This is a genomic window from Brevibacillus sp. Leaf182, assembly GCF_001423865.2.
Classification (GTDB): Bacteria; Bacillota; Bacilli; order Brevibacillales; family Brevibacillaceae; genus Brevibacillus; species Brevibacillus brevis_C.
The window spans coordinates 592,170-612,832 of the sequence record NZ_LMPN02000015.1; the positions used below are offsets into that span (position 1 = coordinate 592,170).

Annotated in this window: 17 protein-coding genes; 12 read left to right on the plus strand and 5 right to left on the minus strand. The window is 47.0% G+C overall.

Annotated features, from left to right (window positions below):
• The first annotated feature begins 104 nt into the window (after nt 1–104).
• The 11 genes from ASG16_RS05575 (at nt 105) to ASG16_RS05625 (ending at nt 9,334) form a co-directional block, all read left to right on the plus strand.
• Nucleotides 105–767, plus strand: coding sequence for a type 1 glutamine amidotransferase domain-containing protein (locus ASG16_RS05575; RefSeq protein ID WP_056488923.1), 663 nt, complete (start codon nt 105–107; stop codon nt 765–767).
• A gap of 70 nt (nt 768–837) precedes the next feature.
• On the plus strand, nt 838–2,046 hold the full coding sequence (locus tag ASG16_RS05580; RefSeq protein ID WP_056488921.1) for an MFS transporter: 1,209 nt from the start codon (nt 838–840) through the stop codon (nt 2,044–2,046).
• Between the two features lie 15 nt (nt 2,047–2,061).
• Nucleotides 2,062–2,934 carry a LysR family transcriptional regulator gene (locus tag ASG16_RS05585; protein ID WP_056488919.1) on the plus strand — a complete coding sequence of 291 codons (873 nt, stop codon included), beginning with the start codon at nt 2,062–2,064 and terminating at the stop codon, nt 2,932–2,934.
• Between the two features lie 151 nt (nt 2,935–3,085).
• Nucleotides 3,086–3,529 (plus strand): MarR family winged helix-turn-helix transcriptional regulator, encoded by a 444-nt coding sequence (locus ASG16_RS05590; RefSeq protein WP_048035405.1) that lies wholly within the window; start codon nt 3,086–3,088, stop codon nt 3,527–3,529.
• Between the two features lie 51 nt (nt 3,530–3,580).
• Nucleotides 3,581–4,522 carry a ring-cleaving dioxygenase gene (locus ASG16_RS05595; protein ID WP_056488917.1) on the plus strand — a complete coding sequence of 314 codons (942 nt, stop codon included), beginning with the start codon at nt 3,581–3,583 and terminating at the stop codon, nt 4,520–4,522.
• A gap of 15 nt (nt 4,523–4,537) precedes the next feature.
• The gene (locus tag ASG16_RS05600) at nt 4,538–5,596 is read left to right on the plus strand and encodes an LLM class flavin-dependent oxidoreductase (RefSeq protein ID WP_056488915.1); all 1,059 of its coding nucleotides are present in this window, start codon (nt 4,538–4,540) and stop codon (nt 5,594–5,596) included.
• A 19-nt stretch (nt 5,597–5,615) separates the two neighbouring features.
• Complete coding sequence (locus ASG16_RS05605; RefSeq protein ID WP_056488913.1) at nt 5,616–6,182, plus strand: NADPH-dependent FMN reductase; 567 nt, start codon at nt 5,616–5,618, stop codon at nt 6,180–6,182.
• A gap of 146 nt (nt 6,183–6,328) precedes the next feature.
• On the plus strand, nt 6,329–6,973 hold the full coding sequence (locus tag ASG16_RS05610; RefSeq protein WP_048035409.1) for a hydrolase: 645 nt from the start codon (nt 6,329–6,331) through the stop codon (nt 6,971–6,973).
• Nucleotides 6,974–7,148: 175 nt separating this feature from the next.
• Nucleotides 7,149–8,036, plus strand: coding sequence for a TIGR01777 family oxidoreductase (locus ASG16_RS05615; protein ID WP_056488911.1), 888 nt, complete (start codon nt 7,149–7,151; stop codon nt 8,034–8,036).
• A complete protein-coding gene (locus tag ASG16_RS05620; protein ID WP_056488909.1) occupies nt 8,033–8,893 on the plus strand; it encodes an AraC family transcriptional regulator in 861 nt (286 codons plus the stop codon). The genes ASG16_RS05615 and ASG16_RS05620 overlap by 4 nt, the downstream gene beginning before the upstream one ends.
• 54 nt (nt 8,894–8,947) lie before the next feature.
• Nucleotides 8,948–9,334: a VOC family protein gene (locus tag ASG16_RS05625; RefSeq protein WP_056488907.1), complete on the plus strand. Its 387-nt coding sequence runs from the start codon at nt 8,948–8,950 to the stop codon at nt 9,332–9,334.
• A 36-nt stretch (nt 9,335–9,370) separates the two neighbouring features.
• On the opposite strand, the gene ASG16_RS05630 is transcribed toward ASG16_RS05625, so the two are convergent.
• The 4 genes from ASG16_RS05630 to ASG16_RS05645 form a co-directional block, all read right to left on the minus strand.
• Nucleotides 9,371–11,023, minus strand: coding sequence for a hypothetical protein (locus ASG16_RS05630; protein ID WP_056488906.1), 1,653 nt, complete (start codon nt 11,021–11,023; stop codon nt 9,371–9,373).
• Nucleotides 11,007–12,548: a hypothetical protein gene (locus ASG16_RS05635; protein ID WP_056488904.1), complete on the minus strand. Its 1,542-nt coding sequence runs from the start codon at nt 12,546–12,548 to the stop codon at nt 11,007–11,009. The genes ASG16_RS05630 and ASG16_RS05635 overlap by 17 nt, the downstream gene beginning before the upstream one ends.
• Nucleotides 12,549–12,629: 81 nt before the next feature.
• Entirely contained in the window at nt 12,630–14,105 is a 1,476-nt protein-coding gene (locus ASG16_RS05640; protein ID WP_056488902.1) for an RtcB family protein, read from the minus strand.
• 364 nt (nt 14,106–14,469) lie between these two features.
• On the minus strand, nt 14,470–15,558 hold the full coding sequence (locus tag ASG16_RS05645) for an ankyrin repeat domain-containing protein (RefSeq protein ID WP_056488900.1): 1,089 nt from the start codon (nt 15,556–15,558) through the stop codon (nt 14,470–14,472).
• 232 nt (nt 15,559–15,790) lie between these two features.
• On the opposite strand from ASG16_RS05645, the gene ASG16_RS05650 reads away from it, so the two are divergent.
• On the plus strand, nt 15,791–18,904 hold the full coding sequence (locus ASG16_RS05650; protein ID WP_056488898.1) for a S8 family serine peptidase: 3,114 nt from the start codon (nt 15,791–15,793) through the stop codon (nt 18,902–18,904).
• Between the two features lie 152 nt (nt 18,905–19,056).
• On the opposite strand, the gene ASG16_RS05655 is transcribed toward ASG16_RS05650, so the two are convergent.
• Nucleotides 19,057–20,556 carry a malate:quinone oxidoreductase gene (locus tag ASG16_RS05655; protein WP_056488896.1) on the minus strand — a complete coding sequence of 500 codons (1,500 nt, stop codon included), beginning with the start codon at nt 20,554–20,556 and terminating at the stop codon, nt 19,057–19,059.
• Nucleotides 20,557–20,663 lie beyond the last annotated feature (107 nt).

Sequence of the window (20,663 nt, forward strand, 5' to 3'; positions counted from 1 at the left end):
AAATTTATTTATAGATACACCAATAAAACATAATTTGTTTTATCGATAACTCGACCTTAGAATAGCAACTGTACCCCAATCAAAAAATACAGGAGGCAATATAGATGGCAAAACAAATCTTGATGGTAGTCACCAATCATACAGACATGCAGGAAGGCAAAAAGACAGGAATCTGGCTGTCCGAGTTTGCGGAGGCTTATCTGGCCTTCGAAAACAAGGGCTATGAAATCACCGTAGCAAGTCCATTGGGTGGGCGTGGTCCGATTGACCCCGGCAGCGTAGACGACCAAACCGCGCAAGAAATCTTGGACGCCGCCAAGCATCTGGAAAACACCAAAAAGCTGGATGATGTAACAGCAAATGGCTTCGAGGCCATTTTCCTCCCAGGCGGTCATGGCACGATGTTTGACCTGCCAGATAACCAAAAGCTCCAGCAATTACTGCGAGATTTTTATGAAGCAGGAAAAATCGTAGCCGCCGTTTGCCACGGTCCTGCTGGTCTCGTGGGTGCGACCTTGTCAAATGGTCAGCCGCTTGTCGCAGGCAAGCGCGTGAATGCTTTCACAGACAGAGAAGAAGCAGCGACAGGCTTGGGGTCCTACCTGCCTTTCCTTCTGGAGAGCAAAATCCGTGATCTCGGTGCCATTTTTGTGGCAGCACCAAACTGGAGCACCCATGTAGAAGTCGACGGCAACCTGATTACTGGGCAAAATCCCCAATCTACACTCGCTGTCACAGAAGCAGTAATAAGCAAATTAGGTGAATAATACACGTGAGGCTGATAGACGAAACACATATCAGCCTTTTCTTTCAACGAAAGGAGGGCTACTCACTACCGTGGCAACAGAAAATATGGCCCGTCACTATGAACAGGCACAGGCTACTCGCAAAGGATCGACTCTCGCCTTGTACGCTCTGACACTCGGGGCATTTGCGATCGGGATGACAGAGTTTATCATTATGGGGCTACTCTCTGAAGTGGCCACCAGTCTGAATGTTTCCATACCGCTGGCTGGATTCCTTATCACCGGATATGCATTGGGTGTCGCTATCGGCGCTCCCATCATTACGCTTGCTACCCACAGAATGCCGCGCAAAGCACTTTTGCTGTTTCTTATGATTCTATTTATCGCGGGAAATGCGCTAGCCGCTCTCGCACCGAACTATACAGTTTTGATGCTGGCTCGCATCTTGGCTGCTCTTACCCACGGATCGTTCTTCGGTGTGGGTTCGGTCATTGCCGCTGAGCTGGTTCCCAAGGAAAAACGCGCGGGTGCCATCGCGATCATGTTTACCGGACTGACACTGGCCAATATTTTGGGTGTACCGATTGGAACATTTCTGGGGCAAGCGTATGGGTGGCGCTCTACCTTCTGGGCGATCACGATGATTGGGATCATTGCGTTGATCGGAATTGTTATGCTCGTCCCGAAGGTTGCTAATGCAGCATCCAGTCTGCGTCAGGAGCTCGGCGTACTCAAACGCCCGGCCGTCCATATCGCGCTTTTAATGACCGTTTTCGGATTTGGTGGCGTATTTACTGCGTTTACGTATATTTCGCCAATCCTGGTGGATATCACAGGCTTTTCACCCAGCTCTGTTTCGTACATCCTCGTCTTGTTCGGCGTAGGGATTACGATCGGGAATATTTACGGAGGAAAATTGGCAGACCGCAAGCTGTTTCCTTCCTTGCTCGGGATACTTGTCGCACTGGCGCTCGTTCTCGCCGTGTTCAGCTTAACCGATCAAAATAAGCTCCTCACCTTAATAACGGTATTCCTTTTGGGGATTGCCGCATTTGGTACAGTTCCTGGCTTGCAGCTCCACATGCTGAACACAGCCAAGGAAGCTCCTACGCTCGCCTCGACACTGAACATCGCAGCCTTCAACTTGGGAAATGCGCTTGGTGCCTATATCGGGGGCGTTGTTATCGATCTTAACTTTGCTGGCGGTCTTTCTGCCGTGCCTTGGGTCGCTTCGCTCGTGACGGTCATCGGAATTTTGTTTACGATATGGGGAGCACAGCACCAGAAACGTCTCAGTTAAGAAAGGATAGCCAACATGGTGGACTTTGAATGGTACCGTAGCTTTATCAGCATCTATAAGCATAGTTCCGTATCGGAAGCTGCCAGAACGAGAATGATGACCCAACCAGCGATGAGCCAGCATCTAGCCTCTCTGGAAGCAGAGGTGGGAGAGCCATTATTTACACGAGCTCCCCGCAAAATGATTCCTACCGAAAGAGGCAAAGCTCTCTACACACAGGTGGTTCCGCTCATCGAAGCTTTGGAAGAAACCACGCAAACCCTCAAAACGAGCGCGGCTACATCTTTACCCGTGATTCGGATCGGGTCGGCGCATGAGTTTTTCCGTGAGAAATTAGCTCCCCATATCGGAAGCTTCCAAATGCGCGTCATCGCCTATCTCGGTGTCGCTTCCAAGATACTCGAATTCCTGCTGGAGGAAAAAGTAGACCTTATCGTCATGTCGCAAAAGCTTACCGCGCCCGGCGTCGAATATATTCCGTACATGCAAGAGGAATTTGCTTTGGTGGCACCTCCCGAATACAGTGAACCAACGTTTGACGACAAAGAGTCTTTTGAATCGTGGCTATGCTCCCAGCCGTGGATCAGCTATGATTTGGATTTACCGATTATCCGCCGTTTTTGGCGTGAGCATTTCCAGAAGCGCCCACAAACGCATCCGACACACGTCGTACCGGATTTGCACAGTGTGCTGAAGGCCATCGAGCACGGCGCTGGCATCAGCCTGTTGCCCACGTTCATGCTGGATGACCATTTGTCCAGAAACAAAGTAAAGATTATGTACCCGTCCTATACAGTTCATAACGATCTTTATCTGGCGTATCAGGTGAAAAACCGGAATCTGCCTCATCTGAAGACATTGATTGAAACGTTGAAAAAGACGGTTTAACCTATACTTTTGTCCAGGCTAAGAAAGGGCTGTCATCCTATAATGGATAACAGCCTTCTTTTCATTTCTTATTTCTAAAAACAAAACCCTTGCCTTTTTATCAATTGAGTAGTAAAGTGATAATAAGCTCAGCGAAGGGAGGCAAACTAACATGCGTAACAACACCATAGGCTCGTTAATCTGGTTACGCTTGATGCGGTTTACCACCCAAAGCAACCAGCTTTCAAATGAGTTTCTCAAACGTTTCGATTTAACAACAGCTCAATTCGATGTCCTGATGCAAATAAGCGTCTATCAGCCTCTCACCCAGTCGGAGTTAGCTGAGAAGGTAACCGTTACACAAGGTGGTATTTCTCGGATGCTCGTCAGACTTGAAAAAGAGGGCTACATTGTACGCAAGCAGGATTGGAAAACCAAAACGATCAGCTTAACCGAAAAAGGGGAAGCCGTACTGGAACAAGCCTTTCCTGAACAACTAGCGTTTCAGTCTTCATTCTTTGATGAGGTACTAAGTGAAGAAGAACAAAAAATGCTTTACACTCTAATGACACGCGTTCATAAAAATAGCCAAAAAAAAGAATTACCGCCTGTGTAATTTTTTTTACACCATCACTTGATTAGTCAAGTTAAACAAGGAGTGACTACCATGTACACCATTCCAGGCCATCACCATGTATCTATGTTAACCAAACATGCTCCATCAAATAATCACTTTTATCAAAACGTATTGGGACTGCGCAGAGTGAAAAAAACCGTTAACCAAGACGATCCGTCGATGTATCACTTGTTTTATGGAGATTTGACAGGCAGTGCCGGAACAGAGTTGTCATTTTTTGAAATGCCGATGGTAGGAAAAACCGTACGCGGCACAAACGCGATCACTCGAATCGGACTGCTCGTTCCATCACAGGAGAGCTTGACCTTTTGGAAAAAGCGCTTTGAACAATTGAATGTTCACCATGGCGAGATTACCAAGTACGCTGGCCGCGACGCCTTGCATTTCGAAGACTCGGAAGGCCTGCGAATGATCCTGATCAATAACAACGGCGAAGAAATTCCGTCGAATTGGAGTGCATGGGGCGAATCCGTGATCGAAGAAAAGCATCGCATCTTGGGAATTGGCACGGTTGAGATTACCGTCCGCTCCTTGGACAAAATAGCCAGTCTGTTAACAGACACATTCGGCTACACAGAAGTATCACGCTCGGAGCAAGAAGCCATTTATCAATCCATCCCTGGGAAATCCTTTGGTGAAATTGTCATCAAGCAGGAAGAGGGAACCCCTGAAAAACCAGGTCGAGGAAGTGTTCATCACTTGGCGATTCGTGTGAACAACGATGAGGAGCTGCAATACTGGGATGACGCCGTTCGAAAACGCGGTTTCCGCTCAACGGGGATTGTGGATCGATTCTACTTCAAAAGCTTGTATTTCCGTGAGTCAAACGGGATTTTGTTCGAAATTGCAACAGACGGTCCTGGCTTCACAGCAGATTCAACCGTCGAGGAGCTCGGAAAAGCTTTGGACTTACCTCCATTCCTCGAGGAACGCCGGGCAGAAATTGAAGCGAAACTGACACCTATAGACTAAAAGGAGTGAATCAACATGGAACAATATCGTATCGACACTAAAAAGGGACTTGAATTCGGCTTGTATTCGATTGGTGACCATGTCCCGAATCCACACACCGGCTCCAAGATTTCTTCTGAACAGCGCATCAAGGAATTAATCGAGGCAAGTAAGCTGGCAGATGAAGCAGGACTTGATGTATTCGCTGTCGGCGAAAGCCACCAGACGTATTTTACGACACAGGCGCATACCGTCATTCTGGGTGCAATCGCACAAGCTACGAAAAACATTAAAATCGCCAGCTCCGCCACTGTATTAAGCACATCTGATCCGGTCCGCGTGTATGAGGATTTTGCTACCTTGGATCTGATCTCCAATGGTCGGGCAGAAATTGTTGCCGGACGCGGTTCCCGAGTAGGAGCGTATAGCCTCCTCGGCTACGATGTGCGCGACTATGAGGAATTGTTTGAAGAGAAAATGGACCTTCTTCTCAAGCTAAATAACGAGGATCGCGTTACGTGGGAAGGGCAGTTCCGTGCACCGCTAGAAAATGCTACGATCCTGCCTCAGCCTTTACATGGACGTCTTCCTATCTGGCGTGCAGTAGGGGGACCACCTGCAAGCGCGATTAAAGCTGGTCAAGCTGGCGTGCCTATGATGCTGACCACACTCGGAGGTCCAGCCATCAACTTCAAAGGCTCCGTCGATGCTTACCGGGAGGCTGCTAAGCAAAATGGTTTTGACCCAGCGACCTTGCCAGTAGCGACAACGAGTTTGTTTTATACAGCCGACAAAACTTCGGATGCGCTACGTGAGTTCTATCCGCATCTAAACGGTGGGTTTATCGCATTGCGTGGCGGTGGCTATCCAAAGCAACAGTTTGCACAGTCTGTCGATTATCGTGATGCATTAATGATAGGCAGCCCTGACGTCATCATCGAAAAAATGCTTTATCAATACGAAATGTACGGACAACAACGCTTCATGGCGCAAATCGACTTTGGCGGCGTTCCTTTTGATAAAATCGCGAAAAACATTGAACTGATTGCAACGAAAATCTTGCCAGAAGTGAAAAAGCATACAACCAAATCGTAACAAAAAAGGAGTGGCACCTATGAAAATCGTCGGAATTGCAGGCTCTAACGTAGGCACGAAAACAAGAACAGCAATGGATTTGACACTCAAAAAAGCAAGGGAAAAATACCCCGATGCAGAAATTACACTGCTTGACCTGGCCGAGTACAATCTCGTCTTCAGTGACGGTCGGAATTACACGGATTACGAAGGCGACACCAAGTTCGTGACCGAAACCATCATAGGAGCCGATGCCCTTATCATTGGAACACCTACATTCCAAGCATCCATCCCCGCGACATTGAAGAACATTTTTGACCTGTTGCCCGTCAATGCATTCCGGGATAAAGTGGTCAGCGTATTGGTCACAGCAGGAACATCCAAGCACTATCTCATGGCGGAACAACAGTTGAAGCCGATCCTGTCTTATATGAAGGCACATATCGTACCCACCTATGTCTTTATCGAAGAGAAGGACTTCAACCGCAAAGAAATCATCAATGATGATATTCACTTCCGTCTGGAGCGTCTCGTCGAGGATACCGTACTGCTCGTCGATGCCTATACACGGATTCGGGAGCAAAAAGACGCGGAGTACGATTTTTAATCGAATGGCATTATCTCAAATTAAAGAAACTTGATTCAGAGACATCATCCCAAAGAGTTAGGAGGTGATTGTCATGTAGCAGACACCTGAAGGCCTATACATGACACCATCTAATTCAAAAACAAAAATTTTAGGAGGAATTATCCATGACAACGAAAAACCACAATGTAATTGATGTAAACGATGCTGCTCTGTTGTTGATCGACCACCAAAGCGGTTTGTTCCAAACAGTAGGGGACATGGATGTGCCAACACTCCGCCGAAACGTGATTGCCCTTGCTAAAGTGGCAAAGCTGCTGAATATCCCGACACTCACAACTGACTCTGTACCAACTGGCCCGAATGGCCCATTGATCCCAGAAATCGCCGAAATCCTGCCAAATAACGTGTATGTACCGCGTAATGGTGAGATCAATGCTTGGGATAACCCTAATTTTGTAAAAGCAGTTGAAGCCACTGGAAAGAAAACCTTGATTATTGCAGGTACACTCACTAGCGTTTGCATGGCGTTCCCTACCTTGTCTGCACTGGCAGAAGGCTACAAAGTCTTCACTGTTATTGACGCATCCGGTAACTGGAGCAAAATGGCGACAGATATTACACTGGCTCGCGTCGTGCAAGCAGGAGCAGTTCCTATTGATACACTCGCTGTCATGTCCGAATTGCAAAAAACATGGAACCGCCCAGATGCCCAAGAGTTCGCAGAAATCTATGCGGAAGTAATGCCAAACTACGGCCTGCTGATCGAAAGCTTCCAAAGAGCGTTTAAAGAAGGCCAGGCAGCTAAGTAACCTGCCGTCCAACAACCATCATAATTAAAAGACGCGGATCTTCTTCTCACAAGGAAAGAAGGTCTGCGTCTTTTTTATTTTCCCATGAGGACTTTTCCAATCTCCAGTAACAAAGAGAAAACCATGTTACAATTATTGTAAGAAATACGCAAAGCAAAGAAAGCGAGTTGATCTTATGAAAAAGAAAGTCGTCCTGGCCGGCGGCACTGGCTTTATCGGCAAGTATCTGGCAGACAAATTCAATCAACTTGGCTATGAAGTAAGGATCATCGCGAGAACTTCTCCTCATATAACGTGGGACAATCACGCAAAAATCGTGGAAGCTTTGGAAAATTCCGAGCTGCTCATCAACCTGGCGGGCAAATCCGTCAACTGTCGTTACCATGACAAGAACAAGGAAGAAATCCTGAAATCTCGGACAGAGACCACTTACATACTCGGCAATGCTGTTTTGGCTTGCGAAAATCCGCCTTCGCTCTGGCTCAATTCCAGCACAGCCACCATCTATAGGCATGCGGAGGATCGTCCCATGACGGAAGCAGGCGGGGAGATTGGAACAGGCTTTTCCGTCGATGTCGCCAAGCAATGGGAATCTGCCTTCTTTTCCTTTGATTTGCCGCATACGAGACAAGTAGCCTTACGCATGGCAATCGTGCTGGGTGAAAACGGCGGGGTTATCGATCCATACAAAAATCTCGTTCGCTTTGGACTCGGGGGTGTACAAGGTTCTGGCAACCAGCGCTTTAGCTGGATTCATGTCGAAGATATCTTTCAGATCATTCTCTTTTTGAAGGAGAGAACTGATTTAAGCGGCGTATTCAATTGTTCTTCTCCATATCCCGTCACAAACCGTGAATTCATGCAGCATTTTCGCAGCGTGATGAATCGGAGCTTCGGACTACCTTCTCCCAAATGGATGCTGGAGATGGGGGCCATGATGATCGGAACAGAAACAGAGCTGGTGCTGAAAAGCCGCTGGGTCATTCCAGAAAGGCTTGAGCGTGAAGGGTACCAGTTTCGTTTTGCCCATATTGATAAGACGTTGCAGGATATCTTGAAATGACCGAAAAACCTTCCAGGAACTATATTCTCCATGCAAAAAGCAAGCAATTTTACTGGGAAGGCGATGGGCAGCTTTCCATTAAAACATTCCGTAATGGAAGGGCACATTACAAGACGAGTAAAGGCTTTTTTGCTGTGGAAGAGGGCAGGTATCTCTTGCTAAACGAAGGGGAGTATACCATTTCCATCGAGGAAGCTGAGGATGTGGAATCGTTTTGTATTTTCTTCAAGCATGGTTTTGGCGAGGAGATCTTAAGCACGCTCGTGGATTCAACAGACCGCCTTCTCAGTGATCCTTATAAGGAAACGGCTCCGATCGGTTTTTTTGAAAAAACCTATCATATGAGCCATACACTGGCTTTTCAGTTAGCGACTTTGAAAGAGCGCCTCACCTTTCTTGAGCGGGACTCCATCGGTTATGAAGAGCAATTTCACCAGATTATGCGAACCATATTGCTCGGACATCTCGATGTCAGAAAAGAAATAGATGCTTTGCACGCGCTTCGACAATCGACACGAGAAGAACTATATCGAAGAATCAGTACCGCCCATGATTATATACGAGCTTTTTATGATCAACCTATCCGGCTCGATGAGATCGCACAGATTGCTTGTCTATCTCCCAACCATTTGTTGCGAGTGTACGCCCAAGTGTATGGCAAAACGCCCCACCAGCATATTTCTAAATACCGGATACAACGAGCCAAACAGCTATTAGCCAAGCTGGATTTCAGTATGACAGACATCGCCTTTGAGCTTGGATTCAATAACCCCGTTTCCTTTAGCAAAATGTTTAAGCAGCATGTCGGCATTTCACCCCTGTCATTCAGAAAAAAAGTGATTTTGGATAAGAAATAATCATTTGATTTGTTTATGCTGATGAGGAGACGCGAACTGAAGGGGGACTTTATCATGAAAACGAACCTAATTCAAAAAGTAGGGCAAATCGGCATCCCTGTCAAAAACCTAGAAAAAGCCGTCCATTTTTACAAAGAGCAGCTCGGGCTCCCTCTTTTGTTTCAGACAGGCAATATGGCGTTCTTTGAATGTGACGGACTTCGCCTTATGCTGAGCCTACCGGAAAAAGAGCAATTTGCACACGCCAGCTCCGTCATTTACTTTCAAGTGGATGACATTCAAGCCGCTTTTGAAGAATTAAAAAATAGGGACGTCACGTTTATCGACGAGCCACATCTCGTAGCCAAAATGGGGCAAACGGAAACATGGATGACCTTCTTCAAGGACACAGAAGGGAATACACATGCCTTCGTGAGTGAAGTACAAGGAGAGACCGTTTGATTCTGAACGGTCTCTCTTTTATCTTCCCAAAAAATCTCACTCCCCAACATACTGAAAAGCACTTATGCTAATATCCCCTTTGGTCCGTTTCGTGACCATTCTAGTCAAGAATGCGAGCAGATTTTTCTGATCAGTGAAACTAACGTTGAATGCATTGTCGATATTGCCATATCCGTGTGAATCGAAAACGATAAATGAATGATTAATCTTCACTACCGCAATCGTATAACTGCCGATGACAATCGCATATCCAATTTTAGGAGCATCAGAGTTTGCGAGGATATTTTCAAAGAAAGTAGCAAATTCCGTTGCCTTCAGAGTCCGATTTTCGAGAAAAGCGATTTCAATCTGATCTCTGATCTGTACGTGATGCGCTTCGTATGGATTCAAGTAGCTTCCTTTGTGTAGCATGCCTTCGCTTCCTCTGATTGTTTCTTTGTACAACTCTGCACCGCTGTTCAGTACTTGATCGATTTCCTTAGTGGATAGCATCCGACCTTCCCTCATGATCGTGGTAATCGCCATGAGTGAATGAGCGGAGCAAGCTGAGCTTTCCCCCACTCGTTTAAATTGATTGCGCGTTCCTTCAACACGGACTGGTGGCTGAACTTCTAAATCCATGGCTACTTCCTTCTCTTCCGGCACCGATTTACTCTCGAATAAAAACTCGTCTTCCAATTGAAGCTCCTGGTCCATATCCCCTGTAACGTGGACAAATGGCTTATCTGCGGCAACATAAGGGGACCCTGATTTTTTGAGCTGTTCTATTTGTTCGTTCACTTCTTTTAAATCCTTCTCATACTGCTTCCAAAGCGCATGTTTTATCTTCCACTTTTGCTCGTAATCCGAAACCCTGGAACGATACGTCTCGATATCACTCTTTTTTTGGGTTTTTTCAGCTTCCTTCAGTTTGTTCTTGTTAATTTGAATATGTCTGGCGTAAGCAGCAGTATTTTTGCGGGCCAATGGCATTGCTTCTTCGAGAAACTTTTTTCGCTGGATGATTTTAATTTGCTGCATGACTGGCTCATTCGCTGTACCGTCGGCATTCCATCTCTTGTCCCCATCAGGGTTTAGTACCCTCATTTCAGAGATCGGGTGTTCATTAAATCGCAATGCGACAGGATACTTCCCTTCCGGCCGGAATGTTTTGCCGATCAGTTCCTTAAGAAAATGAACACGTTCCTCACCTGTTTTGTTATGGAATGCTTCAAGAAGGTGATCACGGTAACCGCTTCTTTCAAAATACCGAAGCTCATGTATAAGCGAGAGCGCAATGCCCTCCCGAATCTCTGGCCCGTAAAATACGTAATCCATAAAATTGGTCTCTCTGTCCAAATCCTCGTGTCGCTCTGAACCTTTTGCCTTTAGGTTCGTCTTGGAGAAGGTTGTTTTAGGTTTTTCCCCGGTCTGTGGAATATATCCGTACTTATAAATTTGCTTGTATTGGTTTGTATTGTCTTTTCGCGGTATCTCTGCTTGCCGAATGAGTGCACCCTCGTGGTCATAGTAGCTAATCATTGTTTTAGAGGATAGGGGCTTGAGCTGGTCGAACATCGATACCCAGCCATCATACTCAATAAGTGACATATCACCGGAAATTTGCGTTCCGCCGTAACGTGTTTCAATTTTTTCGTCGCCGACGTCTACACGGAAAAAAACAAATCCATGATTACCTAACTTTTCCACATTCCCTGGCGTACTGAATTCCGATTTCCAATTGGGATTTTTCTTCGAGTACTCGGCAAAGGAGTCCAAGCTGCCGTGCTATGGGATGAAAGTTGGGTGTGGCGTGCTTAACGGTAAAGGGTAGCCCGTATACGGCCAAGAACAGCTCCTTCTCGTCTGCCATTAAACAGCCCACCCCTCTATTGAAATACGACTCCAGGTCTTCAGGCTTCGCTTCAAAATACCTCTGTGCATTGTCGATGAGTTGCTCGTGCAGCTTGTGGATATTGCGCTCCGAAAGCAGCTTGATTGGATTGGCTTTGTCCTTATCTTTCTTTTTGGGGTGGGTAAAGTACGGATCATGTGGATAGAGGTAATGCTTTTTCTTTTTCTTAGCATATTTCTCGAGCTGTTCGGCTACTTCGTCAGGATCATCACTTACTTTGCTCAAAGCGTCCCGCAATAAGAGCTCATACTCCTCCCATTTCTCCTTCGTATCGATGTTAAACCCGCGTGAACGGGGATTAGGAATCCCAAGCTCGTGCTCCAAATACGGCTCGACAACCGTATAATCCATCCATGTAAAACTGTTAAACGTTTCCACTAAGTCGTCATACGCTCGCAAGGCCTTCATTTTTATCAACGTTTTCCGACGGTATGCCGCCAACTCGTCTTTGAGCTTCGCCGATTTCCACTTGGCACCTTTCCTAATGCTGGCGTAGGCATGGTGCTTTTTCCAAACTTTGATGATGGTTTGCCCTGCCTTTGCCTTCTCACTCATTTCCTTGTCATGGGGTTCGTCCAGCGGCGGTGAGATATCGTCGTCCTTCATAGCTTCCAGTGTTTGTTCTGCCTGCATGAACACAAAAGAGGCTTTTAGTAACATCGGATTATAATCATCGATAATCCCATACATTCCCTGATAGTTCCGGTAGTTTTTCGCATCCTTTAGCTTGGAAGAGCCATTCAGAGTAGTCAAAATAAAGGTACGCAGCTCAGATGCTTTTTTCAGATACGATTGCAACTCTTCTTTATTCAGACCGCCATGGATGAGTGTATGAATGTATTCATTTAACAGCAAAATTTCTTGAATAAACTCATCGAAATGAATCTTCTCCTCGTCCTCCGCTCCGGACATACCTACCGATTGAAGCTTGCCCGTCGTTATGTTGGTAGCTTCCTCATTCGAATCGTCGATGCTTTCTGTAGCATTTTGATTCTCTAAACCGATATCGTCCTGTTGTTCATTCTGCTTAACCTTCTTTTTGGACTGGCCGGACTCTTCTTCCATTTTCTTGGAATCAGAGCTTTTTGTATCAGTATGCTTCCTTTTTTCTCTGGAACCTTTTTCCTTGCCCTCACGCATGAGTTGCAGGACAGCCTGGTTGCCGTATACGCTTTGCAATTGTAGAATCGATCGTTGACTGGATCTAGACTGTTTGGACAATAAGGGTATGATTGAGGAAGCATTGATTTTACCTGTCTCCTCATGTTGATTCGCATGGGGGTGTTGGTTGTTTACTGGAGTCGATTGCCGCGTGAACATGAACTTCCTCCTGACCACGAGTGAATTCTCACTTGCTGTCTACTCATGTTGCTCCTGTCTACAAATAATGGCTTCCTTGTCTTACCCTTTCACTGTGGCAATCGGCGCCACTTCGGCTACAATCTCAGCCATCCCATGATCCACATGCGACTGAATCACCGGGGTAATATCCTTGTACGCATACGGTGCCTCTTTTTTCAGCTCTTCTTCCCATTTCTTCAAAATATCGCTCCGTCCCCGCAGGTCGGCCCGCTTCGGGTCAATCGGATTGATCACACGGAAGTTGGCAAGAAACTCCCGAAACCTGGCATCGTCCACTTTCACAGCATCGCCGCGAGAAAGTGCACGACCAGCTCCATGGCTTGCGCTAAACAAGCTATCCCGATTACCCAGCCCTGCCAAAATAAAGCTGTGCGAGCCCATAGAACCGGGGATAAACACAGGTTCACCCGTATACTGAAACGGCGTGCCCATCATTTGCTCGGCCGATTTCGCTGTACACGATCCTTTTCGATGCAAAAATCCGCCCACCTGCTCCAACTGCTCCTCCCACAAATAATTATGAGGCGCATCGTACAACAGCCGGTGTTCAAAATCGCCCAACACATCGGAAATCGATTTGTACATCATCAGACCGAGCATCAATCGATTGGCAAATGCAAAGTTCGCCGCATTGTGCAGGAGACTCCAAAACATTCTCCACTGCGATTCGAAACGCTCCGAAAGAGGCAGTGGATACATCCCGTTATCCGGGTGCTTCAAGGAGGCCGGGTACATCTTTTTCAGCATCTCTTTGATCCATGCACCGCTGTTATAACCAATGGATACGGAGCCGGTATGAATCATGAGGACGACTTGCCCTTCCTTCAGCCCCCACTGACTGGCGATTGAGCCCTGATGCACTTTTCGGACCACCTGAATCTCAAAAAAGTGATTCCCACCGCCAAGTGAGCCGATTTGTGCATCCCGGGAAAGCTCGGCAGGACCGAGGAAATCATCGAGGCCAATCGTCGATTCCGCGATAAAGGAGCCCATTTTATTGACATGGCTCAAATCGAGCTCCTGCTGCTTCTCGTTGTAATAACGCCAAATCCCCTCGCCATTCGCTTCCTTGTGGCTGTCCAGTATGCCGATCAGGCCTTCCTTGAACATTTTTTCGCGCATCTGCCGCGTCATGGGAATATTGCGGCCCCCTTCGAAAAAAACATGGCGCACATTCCGCTCAATCGCATCCAGATTTGTGCGAATCTGCTCCTCGCGCAAATCCGTGACATACAGACGCATCCCGCAGTTAATATCGTTGCCAATCGCTTGCGGCAGCACAAACCCACGCGTAAACAGCGTCGTGCCTACAGGAATACCGCTTCCTTTGTGAAAGTCGGGTGTAATGGCTACCTCTAAAACCTCAGCATCTGGATCGTCAAAATAATCGGGGGAATGCTTTTGCAGCGTTGCAATGGTTTCATTCACCTCTAAAAGTCGATGAAGCTCCTCTACCGCATTGTTTTCTATTTTTACTTCGGGATTGATGAAATATTTAATCGGAGTGTTGCTCAATGTAAAACCACCTTTATCCGTTTTTAGGAACATATGTTCTTTATTTCTAAATAGAAAAAGCCGCTTTCATGCTCATTTCTTCCTTCCTGGATGAAAAAATGCAGCATGGTATCGCAGCCTTTACGCTTGAAACTATTGTGTTATCACAGGAGCATTATCCGCAGTCTATGGGAAACGGAGCTGGCTCACCCTTAAACAACGCAATTGCGTAAAAGGCATACCTATGGAGTTGGATCTTTTGCTTGGTTACGTATGCGAACATGTTTAAATCCCCCTCCTTTCGTTTCTTGCTCACGATCTTATCATTGGATAAATTTTACTGTCAAGCCCCCGAATTATCGAGGGCCCGCGTGATCTTTCCCTTTTACATCGAATCTAATTCGCCTTCCATAAACTTGATCAGGTACACTTCCGGCTGCTCAAGGAACTCTGTAAAACTGCACAAGTCCGCATACTCCTTATGCTCCTCATCATAGCAGCCGATGCTACCTTTTTTCTTCGGATTCCACACAAGGTGCAGATGGGAGTAGTTGTCGATTTCAGCAGACAAACGCAGCAGCTTTTGCCGACCGATTTTCATTTCAATCGTATCGGTCAATGTGAAAAAGTCGATGTACCCAATGTCATACTCATTTTCCGCCAGCTCAAGACGCAGCTCTTCTCCGGTAAGGAAGCCAATCAGTTCTTCGGTCAGTTTATATTTTTGCAGCTCGTACTTCCTGTTCTCCACATCATGCAGCTCGGCAGGTTCCAGCGATTTCAAATACGCAGCCAACTCCGCATTTTTATTACTGACCGCGATGGTATAAGGCCGCTCGCCACCCCTTTCCGCTACCATAACGTCCGCACCGCGTTCAACCAAATACTTGACCATGGCGGCATTCCCCATGCGCGTGGCAACTGTTAATGGAGTCGCTTGATACGGATACACCATATCCGGTTTGTTATAATTGATGTCCACCCCATGATCGAGTAAATAAGCCGTGGTCGCAAGGTCATGATCCGACACGGCTTTACGCAATACATCGCCGCCATGCAGTCTTATATCCAGTCCCAGCTCTTGAATGAGCGGGATGTTCTTTTTGTTGCCATAGTAAGCCTGCGAATAAGCGCCTGAGCGCACCTGATTGAGCATGTCCAGCTTGGCGCCTTGCGCTGCAACATAACGAACGATCTCTTCCTTGCAATAACGTACGGCCATCAAAAAAGCGGGATTATTTTTCACATTCAAATTGACACCGTGCTCAACCAGCAGCTTAACAACCTCTAGCTTCTCCGATACAAGTGCCAGATCCAACGGGCTTATCGTCGTATATTTACTAAGCACGAAGCTCTCTTCTATATTCCAACCTGCTGCAATAGCATCTTGCAAAGCAGGAACATTTCCTTGATAAATATGCATCGCGATCTCTGGCAGCTCTTCGAACGCTCCGATATCTTTCAACTTGATCATTGATTACCCTCTCCTCGCTTATGTCTTATGAAAAATATAGAAAATAAATTGGCAAAAAACAACAAATTCCTACGTTATTCTCCTTTTTTTGATTGTAAATACAGATAATTATGTCTATTTTTGCCGAATCTGCTCGATAAAAAGTTTTTTCCCAATAAAAGGAGTAATTTTACGAGAAGAGAAATACTTATGCAAATCGTCTTATACATAATTTTTTAAGGAGAGTGGACTGATGAAGAAGATGCGTACTCTCGCTTCTCTTACGCTTGCAGCATCACTCATGCTGAGTGGCCTTCCTTACAATGCACTGGCAGCGGCGGAGTTTAGCGAACGAGATTGGGAGAAAGTAAACGAATATACCAACGCGGAAGTAGAGATTGGCTCCGAAATCTCGAAAATCTCCCCTCTGCTGAACACCAGTTCCAGCAAAAACGTCAGTGTCATTATTGAGCTGCAAAGTGAGCCTTCGATCACAGCAAAACACAGTGAAGGTTCAGAATCTTCCGTTAGATCATTACGAGCAAAAGTAGAGGAGGAGCAAGAATCCTTCCTTGATGAGGCAAAAGACAACAAGGTCAAACTGAAGGTTAAGCGCAAGTTTGAGCATGTATTCAACGGGATGGAAGTAACCGTGTCAGCCGACGAGTTGGAAGAGCTGGCTGAACTGCCACAGGTGAAGCGCATTTATCAAAATACGTATTATGAGCTTCCCGAAATTGATGCCGTCAGCGAGAAAGCATCGTCCACCAAATGGGATCAAGCCCCTCTCCAACAAATTGGCGTTCTCGATATGTGGAAGGATGGTCTGACAGGGAAAGGATTGAAGGTCGGCGTCATCGATACGGGTGTCGATTACAAGCACCCTGATCTCAAGGATGCCTATAAAGGCGGATATGACTCCTTCGACAATGACAAAGACCCTTATGAAGAAGCGCCAATTCCTGTGGAAGATGACCGCGATGGAAAAGGATATGAGGGCTCCAGCCATGGAACTCACGTCTCCGGCACCATCGTAGGACGGGCCAAAAACAGGACTTCAGATGTGCAGGTAAAAGGGGTTGCCTACGGTGCAGACCTCTACGTCTACCGCGTATTGGGCCGAGGCGGCGGTAGCTCCGCTCAGGTCATCGACGGTATCGAAAAAGCCGTGAAAGACGGCATGGACGTCATTAACCTGTCGCTTGGCGCCGCTATGGAGAAGAACTCTGACTCCCCAGATGCCATCGCTGTGAATAACGCGGTACTGTCTGGTGTGATCACGGTTGTCTCGGGCGGGAACTCCGCCGACGATGAACGCGGCAGACATTATTACACCGCGGGATCACCTTCTGGAGCGAGGCTGCCGATCACAGTTGCAGCGGTAGACTCTCCTACCGTGCAATATGACAGCTCAGCTACCTCGTCCTTCGGAGCCAATTACGAATTCCCTGTGATGGCATGGCAGGTCAGAAAGGATAACTTCTCCTCCATCATCGGAACCAAACCGCTGCCAGTCGTCTATGCCAACCTTGGCTCTCGCAGCGATTTTGAAAAGGCAAATGTAAAAGGCAAAGTCGCTCTCGTTTCTCGTGGTACCCTTGGCTTCACGGAAAAAATCGAAAACGCCCGAAAAGCTGGTGCTGTCGCTATCGTGGTCTTTAACGGTAACGACGTCGACGGGGATGGCGTAGCTGACCTGGATATCGCCGATCGTGAGGGCTATGTCAACACGATCCTGGGTGACCAGATCGAAGCGATCCCTACCTTTGATATGAAGGGTCTGGAAGGCCGGACACTGGCGAAAGAGTTGCTGGCTGACCCTGAGAAAGCGAAAACATTGACGTTTACGTTCTCCGGAAACTACCCAAGCACAAATGATCCTGGCGACCGCATTGCCGGATTTAGCTCACGTGGTCCAATCATGGGTGACGATTACAGCATCAAGCCGAATCTGGCTGCGCCAGGTGTGGCCGTTCTGTCCAGCTATCCATCTTGGAGCAAGCTGATCCCTGACGCCAAGTACGACAAGGCGTACGCTCGTCTAAACGGTACAAGTATGGCGGCTCCACACGTTTCCGGTCTCGCCCTGCTGTTGAAACAGGCACATCCAGATTGGACGCCTGCCGATATCAAGGCAGCACTCGCGAACACGTCAAAACCGCTGTATAGCCCAGACGGCACACTATACGATGTGTACTCCCAAGGTGCAGGCCGCGTAAACGGCTACGCCGCATCGAAAACACCTGCTGTTCTGACAACGGTAGAGCAGCTCACCATTTTGGGCGAAGATTTTGAGCCGAAGACCATTCCGTATTATGCGGACAACGTTTCCTTTGGCTTGCTGAAGGCTGGCAGCAATACTGTCACGAAAACGCTCCAACTGAAAAACCTGTCCAAGAAAGAAGTTTCTTATGAGGCAGAAGTGATCATGCATCCGTCGGTCACGACAGATCCGTACAAGCCAGGCTCCAAAACGCCAGATGTCGATGACATCGATGTGGAAATCTCCGACGATTCCATCTCCGCTAAAAAAGGCGATGCGACCACATTTGAGCTCAACCTGTCCGTTGACTCCGATGCAAAAGACGGCGTGTATGAAGGGGAAGTCCTGCTGAAAGCGAAAGGCAACCCTGACCTGCGCCTGCCGTTTGCTGTACACGTGGGAGACAAGCGTGAGGATACCAACTTCGGTTTCGATAACCTGAAGCTGTCCGATACGACAATCACGCCTGATGGCGATGGCAAGGAAGATTCGTTCACACTCGAAGCCGAGCTGCAAGCTAAAGACGTGAACCAGATCTCTGTTGAAGCATGGGACATGGACGATAAATACGTCGGTACGCTTGCATCCGTGTTCAACAATTACGCGCTGATTGCACCTGGCCCTATCACCTTCTCTAATCTCGATGGTACTTACTACGATGGTAGCCAAGTAGCGAAGAAGCTCGATCCAGGCAAATACAAGCTGAAGCTTGTCGGTCGAAGCGTTGACCAAAGCAAGCCGAAGGGCGAACAGATTGTAAAAGAATACGAAGCTTGGAAATCCTTCATGATTAAGGCATCGAACAAAAACGCGGTCTTGTCCAAGGTAGTTGAGGAAGCCGTAGAGCAATTCGAGATTGAGATTGCGAATACCACAGAGCTGGATCAGCCAGTGCTTGCCCTGCCGGAAGAAAGCGATGGTGTGACTTATCAGGTGACAAAGAGCTCTGATGAGGCGCTTATCGATGACGAGGGCATTTTGAAGGAGCTGCCTGCCGAAGGGGAAGAGACCGTTACGCTGTATGTGACGATTACTTCTAAGGAAGATCAGTCGGTGACGGAGACTGTAAAGGTGAAAGTGACGTTGGAAGCGGAAGTAGAGTAGTTTGGTATGACGCCTCATAGATAAAGGAAGGCTCCGCCATGGTGTGTGGCGGGGCCTTCTTCCTTCATCTCCCCCACTTCTACTCTGCGAAATCAAAAAGAACCTTCAATCCAAAAACGGATCAAAGGTTCCAAAAGATTGCTATTAACTAATTAACTATAAGCCAGTTCTTTTTCAACGAGACCAAGCGCCTCGTCTGTCGAACGTTGAATCTCTTGAAGAAGCTCTTGGTTTTGCAAGAGTGACACGCCATAAGAAGGAATCATTTCTTTGATTTTCGGTTCCCACTCTGCCATACGTTGTGGGAAGCATTTTTCTAATACCTCAAGCATAACCTGAACGGCTGTAGAAGCACCTGGAGATGCGCCGAGCAATGCAGCTACGGAGCCATCAGCAGCACTAACCACTTCTGTACCAAATTGAAGGGTACCTTTTCCTGCTGGTGTATCCTTGATAACTTGCACGCGTTGACCGGCTACCACGATATCCCACTCTTCGCTTTTCGCATTCGGAATGAACTCCCGTAGTTCTTCCATGCGCTTTTCATGCGATAACATAACTTGCTCGATCAAGTATTTGGTCAATGCCATTTCTTTTACGCCTGCTGCCAACATCGTGATGACGTTGTTCGGTTTTACGGAAGTGATCAAATCCATATTGGAACCTGTTTTTAAGAACTTTGGCGAGAATCCCGCAAAAGGTCCAAACAGCAAGGATTTTTTGTTGTCGATGTATCTGGTATCCAGATGCGGTACCGACATTGGAGGAGCGCCGACCTTTGCTTTACCGTACACTTTTGCATGGTGCCGCTCTACCACTTCCTGATTTTTACAAACCATGAACAATCCGCTTACCGGGAAACCGCCAATATGTTTGGACTCTGGAATACCGGTTTTTTGGAGCAAGTGCAAGCTTCCGCCGCCACCGCCGATAAAGACGAATTTGGCAATATGGTCTTCGATGTTACCAGTAGCCATATTGTACACTTTCAATTTCCACATGCCGTCGCTCGTACGTTTGATATCCTCAACAGCATGGTTGTAGTTAATCGCGACGTCTTTCGTCTTCAGGTAATCAAACAACATACGTGTCAAAGCACCAAAATTGACATCCGTACCAGAGTCGATTTTGGTTGCAGCTATTGGTTCATTCGATGCGCGGCCTTCCATGATGAGCGGAATCCATTCCTTCAGTTTTTCAGGGTCATCGGAGTATTCCATCCCTTGAAAGAGAGGATTGTTTGCCAGCGCCTCAAAACGTTTTTTCAAAAAGCTTACATTCTTTTCGCCTTGCACCATACTCATATGAGGTATTGGCATGATAAAGTCTTGCGGATTCTGGATGAGATTGTTTTTTACAAGGTAAGCCCAGAATTGTCTGGACAGCTGAAAATGTTCATTGATTTTAATGGCTTTGCTAATATCTATAGACCCGTCAGCTTTCTCGGATGTATAGTTCAGCTCACAGAGTGCCGCGTGGCCAGTACCCGCATTATTCCATTCGTTAGAGCTTTCTTCGCCTGCTTTTGCGAGTTTCTCAAAAACCTTGATTTCCAACTCCGGTGCCAATTCTTTCAGTAATGCTCCCAGAGTTGCGCTCATGACCCCTGCACCAATCAAAATAACGTCTGTTTTTTGCTGTATGGAGCTCATATTACCCTTCCTTATCTACTGTTTTTGTAAAAAAGAAGTAGTAGCTCCTTGCCCCGTTGCAAGACGCTACGAAAACATCTTACCTTTCACAACTATAACTATATCAT

Coding starts and splice junctions, on each gene's coding strand:
- ASG16_RS05575 (WP_056488923.1), top strand. CDS start 105: ATGGCAAAACAAATCTTGATGGTAGTCACCAATCATACAGACATGCAG.
- ASG16_RS05635 (WP_056488904.1), bottom strand. CDS start 12,548: ATGTTCACGCGGCAATCGACTCCAGTAAACAACCAACACCCCCATGCG.
- ASG16_RS05655 (WP_056488896.1), bottom strand. CDS start 20,556: ATGAGCTCCATACAGCAAAAAACAGACGTTATTTTGATTGGTGCAGGG.
- ASG16_RS05595 (WP_056488917.1), top strand. CDS start 3,581: ATGTACACCATTCCAGGCCATCACCATGTATCTATGTTAACCAAACAT.
- ASG16_RS05615 (WP_056488911.1), top strand. CDS start 7,149: ATGAAAAAGAAAGTCGTCCTGGCCGGCGGCACTGGCTTTATCGGCAAG.
- ASG16_RS05590 (WP_048035405.1), top strand. CDS start 3,086: ATGCGTAACAACACCATAGGCTCGTTAATCTGGTTACGCTTGATGCGG.
- ASG16_RS05625 (WP_056488907.1), top strand. CDS start 8,948: ATGAAAACGAACCTAATTCAAAAAGTAGGGCAAATCGGCATCCCTGTC.
- ASG16_RS05645 (WP_056488900.1), bottom strand. CDS start 15,558: ATGATCAAGTTGAAAGATATCGGAGCGTTCGAAGAGCTGCCAGAGATC.
- ASG16_RS05650 (WP_056488898.1), top strand. CDS start 15,791: ATGAAGAAGATGCGTACTCTCGCTTCTCTTACGCTTGCAGCATCACTC.
- ASG16_RS05600 (WP_056488915.1), top strand. CDS start 4,538: ATGGAACAATATCGTATCGACACTAAAAAGGGACTTGAATTCGGCTTG.
- ASG16_RS05610 (WP_048035409.1), top strand. CDS start 6,329: ATGACAACGAAAAACCACAATGTAATTGATGTAAACGATGCTGCTCTG.
- ASG16_RS05585 (WP_056488919.1), top strand. CDS start 2,062: ATGGTGGACTTTGAATGGTACCGTAGCTTTATCAGCATCTATAAGCAT.
- ASG16_RS05620 (WP_056488909.1), top strand. CDS start 8,033: ATGACCGAAAAACCTTCCAGGAACTATATTCTCCATGCAAAAAGCAAG.
- ASG16_RS05605 (WP_056488913.1), top strand. CDS start 5,616: ATGAAAATCGTCGGAATTGCAGGCTCTAACGTAGGCACGAAAACAAGA.